The sequence below is a fragment of the Shewanella cyperi genome (assembly GCF_017354985.1).
GTDB classification, from domain to species: domain Bacteria; phylum Pseudomonadota; class Gammaproteobacteria; order Enterobacterales; family Shewanellaceae; genus Shewanella; species Shewanella cyperi.
In genome coordinates this window covers 3,512,244-3,526,414 of sequence record NZ_CP071501.1, presented here as the reverse complement: position 1 = coordinate 3,526,414, position 14,171 = coordinate 3,512,244, and the positions used below count along the sequence as shown (strand labels likewise).

At 57.1% G+C, this 14,171-nt stretch carries 16 protein-coding genes; 8 read left to right on the top strand and 8 right to left on the bottom strand.

Annotated features, from left to right (window positions below; translation table 11 throughout):
* Positions 1-104: 104 nt before the first annotated feature.
* Positions 105-908 carry a response regulator gene (locus JYB84_RS15650; RefSeq protein ID WP_207320945.1) on the bottom strand — a complete coding sequence of 268 codons (804 nt, stop codon included), beginning with the start codon at positions 906-908 and terminating at the stop codon, positions 105-107.
* A 72-nt stretch (positions 909-980) separates the two neighbouring features.
* Positions 981-1,376 carry a hypothetical protein gene (locus JYB84_RS15645; RefSeq protein ID WP_207320944.1) on the bottom strand — a complete coding sequence of 132 codons (396 nt, stop codon included), beginning with the start codon at positions 1,374-1,376 and terminating at the stop codon, positions 981-983.
* A 100-nt stretch (positions 1,377-1,476) separates the two neighbouring features.
* Here JYB84_RS15645 and JYB84_RS15640 point away from each other — a divergent pair, with 100 nt between their 5' ends.
* Both JYB84_RS15640 and JYB84_RS15635 read left to right on the top strand, forming a co-directional pair.
* Positions 1,477-1,986 carry a DUF4240 domain-containing protein gene (locus JYB84_RS15640; RefSeq protein ID WP_207320943.1) on the top strand — a complete coding sequence of 170 codons (510 nt, stop codon included), beginning with the start codon at positions 1,477-1,479 and terminating at the stop codon, positions 1,984-1,986.
* 189 nt (positions 1,987-2,175) lie between these two features.
* A complete protein-coding gene (locus JYB84_RS15635; protein ID WP_207320942.1) occupies positions 2,176-2,700 on the top strand; it encodes a DUF3016 domain-containing protein in 525 nt (174 codons plus the stop codon).
* 3 nt (positions 2,701-2,703) lie between these two features.
* Here the strand turns inward: JYB84_RS15635 and JYB84_RS15630 are convergent, their stop codons facing one another.
* Complete coding sequence (locus tag JYB84_RS15630; protein ID WP_207320941.1) at positions 2,704-4,449, bottom strand: bifunctional diguanylate cyclase/phosphodiesterase; 1,746 nt, start codon at positions 4,447-4,449, stop codon at positions 2,704-2,706.
* 60 nt (positions 4,450-4,509) lie between these two features.
* Positions 4,510-4,815, bottom strand: coding sequence for a prephenate dehydrogenase (locus JYB84_RS15625; RefSeq protein WP_207320940.1), 306 nt, complete (start codon positions 4,813-4,815; stop codon positions 4,510-4,512).
* A 44-nt stretch (positions 4,816-4,859) separates the two neighbouring features.
* On the opposite strand from JYB84_RS15625, the gene JYB84_RS15620 reads away from it, so the two are divergent.
* Both JYB84_RS15620 and JYB84_RS15615 read left to right on the top strand, forming a co-directional pair.
* The gene (locus tag JYB84_RS15620; protein WP_207320939.1) at positions 4,860-5,774 is read left to right on the top strand and encodes a TraB/GumN family protein; all 915 of its coding nucleotides are present in this window, start codon (positions 4,860-4,862) and stop codon (positions 5,772-5,774) included.
* Between the two features lie 42 nt (positions 5,775-5,816).
* On the top strand, positions 5,817-6,455 hold the full coding sequence (locus JYB84_RS15615; protein WP_207320938.1) for a chemoreceptor glutamine deamidase CheD: 639 nt from the start codon (positions 5,817-5,819) through the stop codon (positions 6,453-6,455).
* Here the strand turns inward: JYB84_RS15615 and JYB84_RS15610 are convergent.
* The gene (locus JYB84_RS15610; RefSeq protein ID WP_207320937.1) at positions 6,452-7,225 is read right to left on the bottom strand and encodes a methyltransferase domain-containing protein; all 774 of its coding nucleotides are present in this window, start codon (positions 7,223-7,225) and stop codon (positions 6,452-6,454) included. The two genes, JYB84_RS15615 and JYB84_RS15610, sit on opposite strands and share 4 nt — an antisense overlap.
* 288 nt (positions 7,226-7,513) lie before the next feature.
* Here JYB84_RS15610 and JYB84_RS15605 point away from each other — a divergent pair, with 288 nt between their 5' ends.
* A complete protein-coding gene (locus tag JYB84_RS15605; protein WP_407695900.1) occupies positions 7,514-8,350 on the top strand; it encodes a MaoC family dehydratase in 837 nt (278 codons plus the stop codon).
* A gap of 127 nt (positions 8,351-8,477) precedes the next feature.
* Here JYB84_RS15605 and JYB84_RS15600 read toward each other — a convergent pair whose 3' ends face one another.
* Positions 8,478-9,368 carry an aldo/keto reductase gene (locus tag JYB84_RS15600; protein WP_207320935.1) on the bottom strand — a complete coding sequence of 297 codons (891 nt, stop codon included), beginning with the start codon at positions 9,366-9,368 and terminating at the stop codon, positions 8,478-8,480.
* A gap of 213 nt (positions 9,369-9,581) precedes the next feature.
* Between JYB84_RS15600 and JYB84_RS15595 the strand changes: the two genes are divergently transcribed.
* Positions 9,582-11,276 carry a formate--tetrahydrofolate ligase gene (locus tag JYB84_RS15595; protein WP_207320934.1) on the top strand — a complete coding sequence of 565 codons (1,695 nt, stop codon included), beginning with the start codon at positions 9,582-9,584 and terminating at the stop codon, positions 11,274-11,276.
* A 109-nt stretch (positions 11,277-11,385) separates the two neighbouring features.
* On the opposite strand, the gene JYB84_RS15590 is transcribed toward JYB84_RS15595, so the two are convergent.
* Entirely contained in the window at positions 11,386-12,984 is a 1,599-nt protein-coding gene (locus tag JYB84_RS15590; RefSeq protein WP_207320933.1) for a mechanosensitive ion channel family protein, read from the bottom strand.
* 157 nt (positions 12,985-13,141) lie between these two features.
* Here JYB84_RS15590 and JYB84_RS15585 point away from each other — a divergent pair, with 157 nt between their 5' ends.
* Positions 13,142-13,474, top strand: coding sequence for a hypothetical protein (locus JYB84_RS15585; RefSeq protein WP_207320932.1), 333 nt, complete (start codon positions 13,142-13,144; stop codon positions 13,472-13,474).
* A 36-nt stretch (positions 13,475-13,510) separates the two neighbouring features.
* Here the strand turns inward: JYB84_RS15585 and JYB84_RS18480 are convergent, their stop codons facing one another.
* Complete coding sequence (locus JYB84_RS18480; protein ID WP_266097105.1) at positions 13,511-13,636, bottom strand: hypothetical protein; 126 nt, start codon at positions 13,634-13,636, stop codon at positions 13,511-13,513.
* 200 nt (positions 13,637-13,836) lie between these two features.
* Between JYB84_RS18480 and JYB84_RS15580 the strand changes: the two genes are divergently transcribed.
* Positions 13,837-14,121, top strand: coding sequence for a hypothetical protein (locus JYB84_RS15580; protein ID WP_207320931.1), 285 nt, complete (start codon positions 13,837-13,839; stop codon positions 14,119-14,121).
* The last annotated feature ends 50 nt before the right edge of the window (positions 14,122-14,171 follow it).

Sequence of the window (14,171 nt, the reverse complement as noted above, 5' to 3'; positions counted from 1 at the left end):
TTATTGTTGTAAAACCCGCCTAACATGCCACAGGGATTGGCTTTTGGGAAGTTTTCAAACCGGTCAAAATCCGGTATTGGTGCAAATTTTTTACTTTTTTGACCTCAATGCTGATCTTCGAGCAGGGTATAGAGGATTTTCTTCACCCATTGGGGCTCAAACGGCTTATCGCACAGGGCGTTGACGCCGGCCTGGGCCACGTTGCTCAAATGGGCTTCGTTGGCCTCGGAAGACACCATGAGGATGGGAATGTGCGACTGTTGGCTCTGGTTGCGGATAAATTGGGTCAGGGCCAAACCATCGACGCTGGGCATGTTGTAGTCGGTAATCACCAGATCAAACATCTGCTCCTGCATCAGGGCTATGGCTTCGGCACCGTCTGCGGCTTCGACTATCTGGCGCATGCCCAGATTGCTGATGGTGCGACGGATATGATTACGGGCCATGCGGCTGTCATCCACCACCAGTACCCGCAAGTCCTGCACGTCATAGTGGCTGAGGTCCAGTTCATCGTGGCTGAGCAAATCTATGGTGGCATTGAGGGCCTTGCCCAAGTGGTCCTTGCTGAAGGGCTTGGGCAGGATGGCGACCACACCGGACTGGCGGAAAATCTCCAGCTGTTCCTGCCGCCACTCGCTGGACACCAGCATAAACTGCACATCCTGATATTCACGATTGCCCTTGACCCAGTCGAGCAGTTCCAGAGCATCGCCATCGGCATAATGCATGGCACTGGCAACGAGATCCGGCTTGTGGCGCAACAGGGATTCCCTGGCTTCGGCCAGGGATGCCGCTGTGCTGATGGCGTGCACCCCTTCCTGCTGCAGGCGGGAAATGATGATTTTACGTTGGGTATCTGAAGGTTCCACCAAAAGGATGGACAATTCACTGGGGGACAGGTGGCTCATACTACTGCTTCTGTGTCTGCTGTATCTGGCAGCAAACTACCCCAGAGATAACAATTTGACAACAGAATCTGCCTATTCCTGTTGTGGAACGCGGCGCAAATAGGCTTTGGTTGAGGCCGAAAATGCGACCCAATATTGGTAGGCCAGCAAGCCGATAACGCAGAGAACGACGGCGGCAAATGGCGGTTGATACCCCAGCAGCTCCACTTTTACATCCTGTGGCGTGATTTGCAGTGCCAGGATGGCGGTGACGCCGAAGGCGGCAAAGCCCAGGGTTTGGATGGCAATGTAAAGCTTCAGCACCACCTCAGACCAGGCGGTGCGCAGCAATAAGCCGACCACTACGGGTATGACCCCCAGGGTGAAGAGGTCCAGCGCTCCCGTGCTGATGCTGCGGGCCAGGGCCGCTATGCTCAGTAATAAATACAACAGGATTAACAGGCGTAATGGCAGCGGGGCCTTGAACATGGGACACTTCCGGTCAATTTGCGATGGCCAAGTGTAGAAAAAGCCTGGGGCTGAGTCCAGAGCGGTGTAAAATGGCGCGGTTTAATAACAGGTGACAAGTATGACTGAAGAGCTTTATTGGCAGTGGGTAACCCGGACCACGCCCGGGCAGGACCAGGGCTCGCTGGCGGCACAGTTGCGGACCCGATTGCAGGATTTGGGTAATGAAGAGTTGGCGGCCTTTGATAAATGGTTCGGCCAGCAGATGCGGCGCTGCTACCACTGGGATCTGTGGGGGGCCGCCTATGTGATCACCGGCTGTGACACAGACTACGGCTTTGCCGAGTTCCGTTGTTTTCTGATTTCCCTGGGGCAGGCGCGTTTCGAGGCGGCCCTGGCCGATCCTGACTCCCTGGCGGCGCTTGAGGCCTGGCCCTTGATGGACGAATACGCTTATCCCTTTGTGGAAGATTATGATCTGATTGCCGGTCAACTCTATGAGGAGCGGACCGGTCACGAGCTGCCCTTTGTGCCCTCGGGCCAGGCCAAGCCCGCCGGTAAGCAGTTCAGTAACAGGCCCAAGGATTTGCGGCGGCAATATCCACGTCTGGCGGCCATGTTTCCTTTCTAGCCGGCGCCCCCGTCGAATGCGATGGGTGATACAAATTGTCACCATTGGCGGCTGAACTATTTTCGTTCAATATCAACTAAAATAGTAAGTTGCAATTGCTGTGGCGAATGATTGCTGAACCGGTGTTAAGCAGGGGAACTGCCGGATAACCCGGGTTGAAGGCAGATATTGGTACCCAAGGAGGCTGAGATGCGTAAATTAATGACACTCGTGGCTGGATGCATGCTTGCGGGCGCGGCTGTGGCGGCCGATGAGGCGATGGAAAATCCGGTCACCGAACAGGGAATGGTCAAGATTACCTGGCAGGAACCCAAAAAATTCAGGGATATAGAGTCCAGTGGTGAGTTGCAGTCCCGCTTTGAACAGCGGCTGTTCGAGACCTTGACCAAGGAATTGGACAAGAGTGCCCAGAAGCGTTTCAAACCGGAACAGAAGCTGGAGCTGACGGTGACTGACGTGGACATGGCCGGTGATATGCGCCCGACCTTTGGTGCCACCACCACGGATTTGCGCATAGTCAAAGAGGTGTATCCACCGCGGATCAGCTTCAGTTACCGCTTGCTGGATAAGGACCAGGTGATCGCCGCCGGCGATGAAAAGCTCACCAATATGAATTTCATGAATGACATCCGCAATTACAACGACCGGCCTTTCATGCATGAGGTGCGGCTGTTGACCCAGTGGGTCTCCAAGGATCTGGTTCTGCCCGAGTAACTGTTAGGCACTCAGCAGCGCCGGTCTGTCATCCAGCAGGCAAAACCCGTCCCTGGCGAGTTTTGCCTGTTTTTTTGCCCTGGCACTCAGCAGCGACAGTTCGTGCTCGCTGGCATTGAAGCTGTGCCTGGGGCTGAGAATGCCAACGCTGAGACTGATCAAAGGCAGTTGCCCCGGCGTGCCATCCCTGTCTTGTCCTGGCATGGCCTGGGAATGCCAGTGCTCCGCCTGGTAGAAGGATTCCCGCCTGCCATTAAACGCCAGTAATACTTCCCTCGACCAGTCGAGCATGCGCGGGTCTGTGGCTATCATCACAAAGTCATCGCCGCCAATATGGCCAATAAAACAATCCGGTCCCTGGAAACGAGATAACAGACTGGCCACCTCACAAATCACCTCATCGCCGCGGCAAAAACCATAGACATCGTTGTAGGGCTTGAAATGGTTCAGGTCGAAATAACCCAGATAAAAAGGCCTGCGCTGCCGTTGCAAGCGCTGCAACTCCTCCTGAATGGGTACATTGCCGGGCAAATCGGTCAGGGGGTTGGCATGACGGGCCATCTTGATGCGGTACTCGGTGATCCTCGCCAGCAGATCCTTGGTATGGCCTATACCCAATAACTCACCCTGGCGCATGATGATAAATTGCTGGGCCATCTGGGATTCGCTGTCGGCGGTCAGCAATTGACTGACCATTGACAGTGGCGCGCCGGCTTCAATGCGCGGCACCTGGGTATCCATGACTTCGGACACCCTGTGGTTTTCGTGCAGCGCCCGGCCATAGGGTGTGCTGAACAGCTCCAGCAGGCTGGCGCGGCTGATAATACCTACGGGTTTATCCTGCGCCTGCACCACCACGGCCTGCAGTGTCGGTTCGGCGCTGAAACGCTCACCCACAAGCTTGAGGCGGGTTTCGGCGCTCACAGTGACCGCGTTGCAGCACAAACTCTCGGCGGTTTCACTGTACCTGTGGGGTGCAGGTTGATGGGAGGGGAGCAGCCGGCTTTGCAAACTGCGATTGGGGTGCAGTTCAGGTTTGCCCAGCAGGAAGCCCTGGCAATAAATGATCCCCAGTTGCTTGAGGATCAGCAGTTCCTGCTCTGTCTCTATGCCTTCGGCGATCACCTTGCAGGTCAGACTCTGGCACAGCTCGACTATGGAGCGGACAAACTCCTGTTTGACCGGGTACTTATCTATTTCGTGGATAAAGTGGCGGTCGATTTTGACATAGTCGGGCGCCAGTTCGGACCAGAGCCTGAGGCCGGAATAGCCGGCACCCAGGTCGTCGATGGCGGTCAGAAATCCCTGATCCCTGTACCTGTGCAGGCAGGCCTTAAGCAGATCTATGTCGTCTGCTGGGTGTTGCTCCGATAATTCAATCACCACCTCTGAGGGCGGGATCCCCAGCTGCTGCAGCAGCGCCAGGGTTTTGCCCTTGGGATGATCGGGATCCAGCAGCGCCTTGGGTGAGATATTGATAAACAGCTTGCCGGGCAACTGGCGCCGGGCAAACTGTTCCACCGAAATTTGCCGGCACAGGGTTTCCAGTTCACTGAGGCGACCGCACAGCTCTGCGGTGCGAAACAGCTCTACCGGGGAGTGCAGACAGGAGTCCCTGGGACCGCGGGTCAGTGCTTCATACCCGTGCACCTTGTTGGCGGCAATATCGAAAATTGGCTGAAACAAGGCATTGATAGTGCGTTGCTCGACAATCTGCGCCAGTGCTGTCTGTTGTGCCGCTGCGGCCATGGAATGCTCCTACGAAAGTTTGGGGCAGTCTATGGCGAAACGATGACACTAATATGACGCTTACTTATTGTGGCTTTTGAGGGCCTGCAGGGTTTGCAGCAGCAGTCCCAGCTTGCGCACCATGGATTCCAGTCGCTCCGGGGTGGGGGCCTGCTTGAGGGTATTCAGCTCTTCCGCCAGTTCCTGGATATAGGGCTGAAAACGGTTGCTGCGGGTGCTGAAGCCTTCCTCTGCGGTAAACACATAGGAGAATTTGCCGTGGCCGGCCTTCTTTAACTCATCCAGAGTATTGTCTGCATCTATGGCCTGGCGATAAGCCAGTTGCAGATTATCGGTCAGTTGCTCAATCACCTTGGTGTATGGCATAAGGGCTATCCAATGAAAATTTTTCAGGATTATAAGAGGCAAGGATGATGGCAACAAGTCGCTTGGTCTGGGGTTTTGTCTTGATGTTGCTGACGGGGCACACAGCGTGGGCAGCCGTCGACGACAAACCGCCGTTTTTCAGTTTCAGCTTTCAGGGCAAGACGGTACACCTGCTCGGATCCATCCATGTGGGCCAGGCGGATTTTTATCCCTTACCCAAGGCTGTGTCGCTGGCCTTTGAGCAGGCCGGGGCCCTGGTGGTGGAAGCCGATATCACCAATCCACGGACAGAAATGGCGGCGCTGCTGCGTCAATACGCCATGCACCCGACGCCTCCAGATAAGGCAACCGATGCCGCCTTGGCGTTATTCTGCCGGGACAAGGCCCAGGTGTGCAGTCAGCTGGCGGCCATGAGTCCCTGGTTGCAGGCAACCCAGATCACCCTGATGCGTTTTGCGGCGGCGGGGCTGGAAGCCCAGTATGGTGTCGACCAGTATCTGCTTGAGCGCCACGGCGACAAGCAAATCCTCGAGCTGGAAAGCATCGACTTCCAGTTCAAACTGATGCATGGCCTGCCGCCGGAGACCCAGTGGTCCATGGTCGATGAGGCCCTGGCCATGGGGGATGAGCAAATCAGCACCATGATTGCCAGTTGGCGCCGGGGGGATACCCAAACCCTGCAAGCCCTGCTGGATGAGGGCATGGGCGCGGATGACGCCAGGCTGCATCAGCTGCTGCTGACCGACCGCAATCGCAACATGGCCGACACCCTGATGGGGATGCTAGCTGCGGAGGATACCCCGGAGCATTTGTTTGTGGTGGTGGGTGCCGCGCATTTGTTGGGGGATGAGAGCCTGCCCTATTGGCTGGCCAGACAGGGCATAGCACTTGAGGGGCATTTCGATATCTGCGCCGCCAACCCCTGCCGCATAATGCCGGGTACCATGCAGCTGCAATAGGTCCGGCTATACTGGGGGAAGCAAGTCAGCCAAGGAGGCGGGATGGTGCTGGATTCTCGACAGCAGGCATACCCCGGCTTTGAACGCACCCCCAGATATTGGGACAATGAGCAGCAGTCCTGGGTGGCGCGGGTCGATCCCGGGGAGTACTACATCAGCAATCAGGATGAACTCATCTATACCCGCCTGGGTTCCTGTGTGGCGGCCTGTATCTGGGATCCGCTGATGGGCATAGGCGGCCTCAATCATTTTTTGTTACCCGAGCGCGCCCTGCATGAGGATTGGCACCAGCTGACCAGTTACTCCTGTCGCTATGGCAACTGGGCCATGGAGCAGCTGATCAACAGCATACTCAGTGTCGGTGGCCTCAAGAGTCGCTTGCAGGCCAAAATTTTCGGTGGCGCCAGCCTGGGGCGCATGTCAGTGCTCAATGTGGGCCAGTCCAACATCGATTTTGTTCGCAATTATCTGGCCATGGAGGGAATCGAGGTGCAGGCCGAAGATCTCGGTGGTCCCTGGCCGCGCAAGGTGCTGCTGCATCCCCAAAGCGGCAAGGTCAGGATCAAGCGTTTGGCCATAGAAGGTATCCGCCAAATCGAGACCGAAGAAGCCAGATACCTGCGCGGCGTGACCCGCAAGGCGGCCGAACCGGCGCCGGACAGCGTGGAGCTGTTCGATTAGTCCTGTGGTTTTTGGCCGATGAAATGCACGTAACGGCCGAGTGGCACATAGAGTGGCTCGGTGGAATAGCGCAGTTCCATTTCCAGCAAGTCCTGCTGGCTGAACTCCGGCGGCAGGCTTTTCTTCAGATAATCATGTATCACCCGCACCCCGGATTCGCTTTGGGTTTGCAGCTGCCATTCGCTGAACCAGTCCCGTACTTGGGCCACAGGCAGGGGATGGGTGGGGGTCAGGCGCACTTTTTTCTTAATCTTGAAGTCGGCCCGCACATAATCGAAATTGCCGGACACCAGGGCATGGAAACGCATGGCATCGAGATTGAAAAACATCAGCGACAGCAACCCGGCCGGCTTCAGCAATTGCAGCAGGCCTTCAAGGGCGCTCTTGGCATCCGCCAACCACTCCACCACTGCGTGGCACAAAATGAGGTCAAACTGGCCGTGATCCGTCAGGTTGAGGGCCTGCAATGGGCCGTGAACCAGACGTATGTTGAGCGGCACCGAACTCGCGGCTATCTGCGCCTCGGCACTTGCCAGCATCTCGGCGGAAATGTCGCACAGCACCACTTCATGGCCCTGAGCCGCCAGCTTTTGGCTGAAAAAGCCAAAGCCGCCGCCGGCATCGAGTATCCGCAATTTGCGGTCGCCATAGGGCGTCAGCACCGCTTGCAAGTCACGCCACAACACGGCGGCGCGGATCTCCCCCTTGGGGGTGCCGTAAATGTTTTTGGCGAACTTGCCCGCCAGTGAGTCGAAGTTTTTATCCTGCATTGAAAGTACGCAAAGCCAGGTTTGGGGCGCTAGTGTGGCATAAGTACCCGAATTTGGCATCTGCCTCTGATATCAGTGGCTATTGGGAGCGGGTAATTGGCTGCAGGCATTTAAAAAATTCATTTGATAACAAGCATGTGCAACATGAAAATGGCTGGGGATACAAAGCCGCATGAATCAGGGTATAATTCCCGGCTTCCTTCGGGGCCTTTGTGACTTTTGGATGCTGTTTAACAGGTGTTATTTAACTATGGGTAAGCTATGAAACACAGTGTGGAATTGAAAGCGATGCCATCGCTGTTTTCTCTGTACCGCAAGATTTTTTTCGGCCGCAAGCCGGGCTGGGATGGTCAAAGCCTGCCACAGATTGAGGTGAGCTGTGCGCCCCAAACCCTGTCCGCCGACAAGGTGGCCCAGTATGCCGAGGTTTGCGGTTTCGAATTTGATGGTGAACATCTGCCGCTCACCTACCTGTATGTGATGGCCTTCCGTCTGCATGCGGTGATCTTTACCCACCAGGCCATTACCTTCCCGCTGCTGGGAATGATCCACCTGAAAAACCGCATCAGCCGTTATCGCCCCTTGAAGATCAGCGAGGCCTATCGTCTCGACTGTGCCCTGACCCACAGCGAGCTGACCGATGCCGGTCTGGAGTTTGAGCTGGTGTCCAAGGCCTATGTGGGTGATGAGCTGGTGTGGGAAGCCCATTCGGTATACCTGTACCGCATGGAGTCAGCCGGTCGCCGCGCCCGTCCGCCCAAGGGCAATGACATGGCCTGGGATCAGCCCCAGCACTGGCAGCTCGGCGAAGATCTCGGTCGTCGCTATGCCAAGGCTTCCGGCGATTACAACTTGATCCACCTGCATCCGCTGTTGTCCAAGCGCTTCGGCTTCGATCGCGTGCTGGCACACGGCATGTGGTCCAAGGCACGCTGCACCGCTGCCCTGATGGACAAGATAGGTCAGCGCCCCTGCACATTGGATGTGAGCTTCAAGCTGCCGCTGTTTATGCCCGCCGAGGTCAGTTTTGCCGCCGAGCCCATGGCCGAAGGGGTTAGGTTTGAACTCAGGGATCAGAAGGGCCGCAGGCCACATCTGAGCGGTGAGCTGCACTTTCTCGATTAATCCGGAGTTAGCGACCGCATTAAAAAAGCCGGCATCATTGCCGGCTTTTTTATGCCTTGCCTAAATTGGCATTGAGGCACTCTTATTTAACCCAAGGCAATCTTACTTGGCCTAAGGCGCTCTTGCTCTAAGGTACCTTGTGGCCCATGGCCGCCTGCCAGATGCTGAACCACTGCTGGCGGTCCAGCTGAATCGCCGTTGAGGCCAGGGCCGAGCGGATCCGCTCAATATTGCCGCTGCCTATGATGGGGATGGGGCGGCTGGGGTGCATGCGCACCCAGGCATAGATGAGCTGGGCCATGTCCCTGGCGCCGGTTTCCTGCATCAGGCGCTGCAGCTCCACCCGCAAGCGTCCGGCCTTGGGGCTGTCACCGCTGAACAGGGCGCCGCCACCCAGGCAGGACCAGGCCATGGGGCGAATGCGTCTTTGCTGGCATAAATCCAGGGTGCCGTCGGAGAGGGTATGCATCATCAGCGGCGACAGTTCCACCTGGTTGGTCTGCAGTGGGAACGCCAGCCGCGATTGCAATAACTCAAACTGGGCCGGGGTGAAGTTGGATACCCCGAAATGGCGCACCTTGCCACTGTCCCTGAGCTGCACAAAGGCCTCGGCCATCTCGTCGGCATCCATCAGGGGATCGGGTCTGTGGATCAGCAACAGATCCAGCCAATCGGTTCCCAGCAACTGCAGCGAGCGCTCGGCGCTGGCGATGATGTGTGCCTTTGAGGTGTCATAGTGATTGACATAGCGGTTGCTGTCGCCGGCCAGCGCCGGTTTGATGCCACACTTGCTTACCAGCTGCAGCTTGCTCCTCAGGCCCGGTGCCAGGGCCAGGGCCTCACCGAACAGGCGCTCGCAGCTGTAGTTGCCATAGATGTCGGCGTGATCCATGGTCACCACCCCCAGCTCCAGGTACTGCTCAATCAGGGTCAGACGGGCTTGCCTGTCCAGGCCCCAATCGGCGAGGCGCCAAAAGCCGGCGGCAAAGTCGGACATGCTCAGAGAGGTGTGTGACATAGATGACTCCTGTTGGTTGATGGCATGGTTTTGCCCTTGCTGACCAAGTGCAAGCACCGAACTTAATTATCAAGAATAATTGCTGAGAAATTGACCTGGATTCAGGAAACGCTGTTTAAGCCATTTCCCCCTCTGCCACAGGTTCCCGAGATCCCCTAGGATGAGGCATCGCTGTACCCCAATACAAAAAAATAATAATCCGGAGATCCCGATATGCGCTCAGACATGGATATTTCGCGCTCAGCAAGCCTGCAACCCCTGGCCGATATTGCCGCCCGCCTGGGGCTGACACCAAACCAGTGGCGCCTCTATGGTAGCCATAAAGCCAAAGTTTCCCTATCCGCAATCCCAGAACAGACTGATCGCCCCCGTGGCAAATTGGTGGTGGTTACCGCCGTCACGCCAACGCCCTTTGGTGAGGGCAAGACGGTCACCACCATAGGTGTGACCCAGGGGCTGCAACACCTGGGACAGAAAGTGTGCGCCTGCATCCGCCAGCCGAGCTTGGGGCCCGTATTCGGGGTCAAGGGCGGTGCCGCCGGTGGCGGTTTCTCCCAGGTGGTGCCCATGGAGGATTTGAACCTGCACATGACAGGGGATATCCATGCCGTCACCAGCGCCCACAACCTGGCGGCTGCGGCCATCGATGCCCGCCTGCACCACGAGACCCGCATGGGCGAGCGCTTTGAACGTCAGACCGGTTTGAAGCGCCTGAACATAGACCCCGAGCGGATCCTGTGGCGCCGGGTGGTGGATCACAACGACAGGGCGCTCAGACAAATTCAGGTGGGCCTGGGGCAGGGTAACGGCCCGGAGCACGAGAACGGCTTTGATATCACGGCGGCCTCCGAACTGATGGCGATTCTGGCCCTGTGCCGGGATCTCAAGGATATGCGTAAGCGCATAGGTCAGGTGCTGCTGTCGCTCGATGTCGACGGCAAGCCCGTCAACGCCGAGGATTTGGGCGTCGCCGGTGCCATGACTGCCATCATGCGTGATGCCATTGAACCTACCCTGATGCAAACCCTCAGCGGCGCGCCCTGCCTGGTCCATGCCGGTCCCTTCGCCAACATAGCCCATGGTAACTCCTCCATCATTGCCGACCGCATCGCCCTGGCCCACGCCGATTTTGTGGTTACAGAGGGGGGCTTTGGCTCGGACATGGGATTCGAAAAATTCTGCAACATCAAGTGTCGCCAGTCCGGCGAACGTCCCGCTGCTGCCGTGCTGGTGGTGACCTTGAGGGCGCTCAAGGCCAACTCGGGTCTGGGGGATGAGGCCTCATCCCAGGAAAAACTTGAGGCCGGTTTTGCCAATCTGGCTTGGCACATCAGTAACGTGCAGGGCTATGGCATTCCTGCTGTGGTGGCCATCAACCATTTTGCCGAGGATGCCCAGCAAGAACTGCTGTGGCTCAAGGAGCAAGCCCTGGCGGCCGGCGCCTTCGGCTGTGAAATCAGCGATGCCTTCAGCCTCGGCGCCGAAGGGGCCGCGGCCCTGGCTACCGTGGTGCTCAAGGCCACAGCGCAACAGTCTGAATTCAAGCAACTTTACAGCGTCGATGACAGTTTCGGTGCCAAGCTGATGACCCTGGCCGAGCGCTACGGGGCCGCCGGGGTACTCATGTCTCCCGAGGCTGATGCGGATCTTGCCGAGTTGACTCGTCTGGGACTCGATAAATTACCCCTGTGCATGGCGAAGACCCCCCTGTCCATCAGCCACGACCCGGCGCTCAAGGGCGCTCCCCGCGGTTTTGAGCTGCCGGTGAGAAGGCTGCGTGTCAGTGCCGGTGCCGGCTTTATCACTGTGCTGACCGGCAACGTCATGACCATGCCGGGACTGGGGCCCAAGCCCGGCTACCTGGCCATAGACATAGATGATGACGGCCAGATAGTGGGTCTGGCCTGAGGAAAAAACAAGGCACCCTGTGGGTGCCTTGTTGCTTAATAGCGTCGAGCTTGTTTGCTGCTGTTTTTTCGCTGCGATGCTATTTGCTGCGATGCTATTTGTTGCGATGCTATTTATTTCTGTAAAAATGCACATCGCGCTGGGGGAAGGGGATGGTAATGCCCTCGGCGTCGAAGCGCATCTTCACCGCCTTGGTAATGTCCCAGTAGACCTCCCAGTAATCGTCCGGTTTTACCCATGGCCGCACCACGAAATCCACAGAAGATTCACCCAACAGATGCAGCCGCACCGTGGGTCCCGGGGTGTCCAGCACCTTGGGATGGTGCTGCACTATGTCGCTGAGTATGGTTTCGGCGTGTTCAATGTTGTCGCTGTAGCTGATACCAAAGGTCATGTCGATACGGCGGTGCTGCTCGGCGGTGATGTTGTTGATGGTGTCACCCCAAATCTTGTTATTGGGGATGATCAGTCGCTGGTTGTCGAGGGTTTTGACCGTGGTGGACACCAGGCTCATATGGCTGACCCGGCCCGTGACACCGGCGGCCGTGATGAGGTCGCCCACATCATAGGGACGGTAAATCAGGATCATCATCCCCGAGGCGAAGTTGGACAGGGTGTCCTGCAGTGCAAAACCTATGATGACACCGGCGATCCCGAAACCCGCCAGCAAGGGGCCCAGTTCGAAACCCAGCTGCGACAGGGCGATCAGCAGACCCAGGGTAAATACCGCCTTGGACGACAGGGAGGTAAAGAAGTCCTGCAACAGGCGGCTGAAGTTGAGCTTGGAATTACTGACGGTGCGGCGCACCGCCTGTTTTACCAGCTTGCCGGCGAGGCTGGCAATGGCCAGGATAAGCACGAAGATAAACAGCTTAAACATCAGCCTGGGGCCGTTTTCCAACAGTTGGGATTCGGCATTGCCAAGCCATTGTCGGGCCAGTCCCGAGGCCACGTCGAGATTGAGCACATCCTGGGTGATGTCGCCGGAGACACTGAACAGGGTCTTCTTCAGCTCCGCACTGTCCATGCCCAACTCATCAATCAGGGCCACAGTGGCATTGAGACTGGCGCTGTTTTCGGCCAGACGCTGGCGCAATTCTGCCAGTCTGGCCGTTTGTTCGGCACTGACATCCTTGCCGGCGGCCCGGGCTTCCGCCGTGGCTTGCTGCAGGGCTTCCTGAGTGTATTTCAGCAGGCTGTCCAAGCGGTCGCCGCGATCGCTGAGCCTTTGTCCCAGCTCCGCCACTTGAGATGAGGTGTCCATGCCCAACTGTTTGCCCCAGCCCAGCAGCTGCCACTCACGCTGCAGCAGTTCATCCCGTTGGCTTTCACGCCGGGCGATAGCCAGCAAGGCCTGAGCCCCCTGTTCCTTTCCCAGGTTTTGCCCCAGCTGTTTTATTTGGCTGTCCAAATAATCCTGGCTGCGCTTGGCCAATACCAGCTGTTGACGGATAAGGGGCAACAGCCAGGGCTTTTCTTCGGCACCCTGTTCCATCTCCCTGGCCAGTTGGGCAAACAGCGCCTGGGTCTTGGTGGATATCCGGTATTCGCCTATGGCCAGTAACTCACCTTTGGCCTGTTTCAGCTCCTGCAGTTCGGTTTCTATGCCGCTTTGCAGGATTTGCAGTTGTTGTTGGCTATCCGCGGTGTCGGCCAATGCGCCAAGGCTCAAGCCAAGCAGGAGTAAAGAGGACAAAATGCGCTTCATTTTCAATAATCTTCTCCATGAAGTAGTCAGCAGATCATAAGCCGCAATCTGCTCTTGTGTAAAACTTGCGGTAGAAATCGGGCGGAATTTTTGCGCCCAAAGGGGAATGGGCCTAGAATCGGCACTCTTTTATCGTTACGGCCCCAAGAGTGATTCAATGATCTGCAGTCATTGCCATAAAGCCCTGCGCATCAGCGCCATCAGTCATCAGCGCGGAAAGGGACTCAAGGCCCAGATCCAATGCCCACACTGCGGTGCCTGGCTGGGACGCAGTCCTGTGATGGCCAGCCTGAAGCTGGGCAGTTTCTATCTGGGCTTGTTGTCGGCCTCCGTGGCCTGGTGGCAGGAGTCCTGGCGTCAGGGGGGGACATTGCTGGCGATAATGTGTCTGATAGCCCTGCTGTGCGTTCACCTGATGGATCAACTCAAGGTGGTGGAGGCGCCGCCCGCCAAGCCCGATGACAGCCACGAACGGCAAAAATACCGCTAGGGCCAACGGCCGGGGCGCGGCAGAGGGAAGGGCGCTTTAATCCAGCACCCTTTCCTGGGACTCCAGGCTGTGCTCCACATACCAGATGCCACCGCAGATCCCGCCGAAAATCAGCGCGGTCACCAGGATCAGCCCCAGATTGTTTTTAATAAATTGCCCCATTCTTGATGCTCCTATGGCAAAGTGCCCCTTGGTTATGACCCTATCCTAAGTCGAAGGCCTTAAGGCAAGATTAACCCCGCTAATCACATTCTGTAACCAAAGCCGAGGTAATTGCCCGGTTGTCTGCGACGCCATGCTGCCTTACACTCTAGGCGATTTTCCGCAGTACGGGACGGATTACGGGAGTTCCTTGGGTGAACATGGCACTTAAAAACAACAGATTAATAGCGTTGTGGCTGGCAGTCACATTGGCGCTGTTGTCCGTTTTTGCCGCCGTTCACAGCCTGCAACATATGGACGGTGGTATCAACAACCACTGTACCTTGTGTGTTCACCAGCAGCAGCTGAATAAACTCTTGCCTGGCAAGTTCCCCGAACTGCCGGTAAGCCATTTTGTTCCCGTGCGCCACAGCTGCCTTACCCCGGGATTGCATGCCGTCCCAGGTTACTTCAACTTTGGCCAGGGGCCACCGCGACACGCCTGAAAGCTTGAATTCATCATGATTTTCTGCCGGATGCACTTTTGCAGCCGGCG

Coding starts and splice junctions, on each gene's coding strand:
- JYB84_RS18480 (WP_266097105.1), bottom strand. CDS start 13,636: ATGGGGCAATTTATTAAAAACAATCTGGGGCTGATCCTGGTGACCGCG.
- JYB84_RS15630 (WP_207320941.1), bottom strand. CDS start 4,449: ATGGCCGCAGCGGCACAACAGACAGCACTGGCGCAGATTGTCGAGCAA.
- JYB84_RS15625 (WP_207320940.1), bottom strand. CDS start 4,815: ATGCCATACACCAAGGTGATTGAGCAACTGACCGATAATCTGCAACTG.
- JYB84_RS15650 (WP_207320945.1), bottom strand. CDS start 908: ATGAGCCACCTGTCCCCCAGTGAATTGTCCATCCTTTTGGTGGAACCT.
- JYB84_RS15580 (WP_207320931.1), top strand. CDS start 13,837: ATGGCACTTAAAAACAACAGATTAATAGCGTTGTGGCTGGCAGTCACA.
- JYB84_RS15645 (WP_207320944.1), bottom strand. CDS start 1,376: ATGTTCAAGGCCCCGCTGCCATTACGCCTGTTAATCCTGTTGTATTTA.
- JYB84_RS15640 (WP_207320943.1), top strand. CDS start 1,477: ATGACTGAAGAGCTTTATTGGCAGTGGGTAACCCGGACCACGCCCGGG.
- JYB84_RS15595 (WP_207320934.1), top strand. CDS start 9,582: ATGCGCTCAGACATGGATATTTCGCGCTCAGCAAGCCTGCAACCCCTG.
- JYB84_RS15600 (WP_207320935.1), bottom strand. CDS start 9,368: ATGTCACACACCTCTCTGAGCATGTCCGACTTTGCCGCCGGCTTTTGG.
- JYB84_RS15635 (WP_207320942.1), top strand. CDS start 2,176: ATGCGTAAATTAATGACACTCGTGGCTGGATGCATGCTTGCGGGCGCG.
- JYB84_RS15605 (WP_407695900.1), top strand. CDS start 7,514: ATGCCATCGCTGTTTTCTCTGTACCGCAAGATTTTTTTCGGCCGCAAG.
- JYB84_RS15620 (WP_207320939.1), top strand. CDS start 4,860: ATGATGGCAACAAGTCGCTTGGTCTGGGGTTTTGTCTTGATGTTGCTG.
- JYB84_RS15610 (WP_207320937.1), bottom strand. CDS start 7,225: ATGCAGGATAAAAACTTCGACTCACTGGCGGGCAAGTTCGCCAAAAAC.
- JYB84_RS15615 (WP_207320938.1), top strand. CDS start 5,817: ATGGTGCTGGATTCTCGACAGCAGGCATACCCCGGCTTTGAACGCACC.
- JYB84_RS15585 (WP_207320932.1), top strand. CDS start 13,142: ATGATCTGCAGTCATTGCCATAAAGCCCTGCGCATCAGCGCCATCAGT.
- JYB84_RS15590 (WP_207320933.1), bottom strand. CDS start 12,984: ATGAAGCGCATTTTGTCCTCTTTACTCCTGCTTGGCTTGAGCCTTGGC.